General features: G+C 66.9%; 1 protein-coding gene. It reads right to left on the minus strand.

Annotation, left to right across the window (positions count from 1 at the left end):
• A partial coding sequence (locus tag ACXJKJ_RS30555; RefSeq protein WP_457395198.1) for a tyrosine/phenylalanine carboxypeptidase domain-containing protein occupies nucleotides 1-715 on the minus strand: 715 nt, incomplete at its 5' end.

Consider the following 715-nt stretch of genomic DNA (forward strand, 5'->3'; position numbering starts at 1 on the left):
TCATTCGGCGACCAGCTGGTCCATGCGGATGCGGTTGGCGAACAGCGAGAACGCCAGCATGCCGGCCAGCCCGTTGGCGCGGCTGACCCAGTGTGGCAACCAGCGGGGCGGGCGCAGGATGCCTTCTTCGAACAGCGGTGCGAAGGCGATCGCATCGGTCAGCGACATCTTGCCGGCGAACAACCAGCGGCACACCTGCAGGCGGTCTTCGGCAAGCATGTGGCGGAAGAAGGTATGTACAGACACCAGCCCGCGCAGGTACACGGTGTCCTTGGTGAATGCAGCGCCGCCGGTCGGTGGCACGCCGCGGAAGACGCGCTGGGCAGAGGCGAAGCTCTCCTCGTTGTTCTGCCCTTCGGCGCAGAAGTAGCGGAATACCTGGATGAAATCGGCGCCCTCGCGCGCCATCGCGATCGCTTCGGTCCGCAGGCTGATGCGCTTGAGGCGCTCGATGTCGATGCTGCCGGTGATCTGCTCGGCGAAGGTGGCCAGGCCCTCCTGGGTGGCGGTCACACGCGGGGAGGACAACGCCAGGCTGGGCAGGTGCGGCTGCTCGCGTCCATTGAGTGCGGTCAGCGAATGCACCAGTGCTTCGTGGTGGAACAGCTGGGCACGGTCGTACGCACTGAAGCGGGCGCTGGTGCGCAGGCGGATGCGGGTGGGGCCGGCGGCCGCCTTGGAGATCAGGTCCGGGTCGAGCTGGACGCTGATGATG

The sequence above is a fragment of the Roseateles sp. P5_E1 genome, from assembly GCF_054049335.1.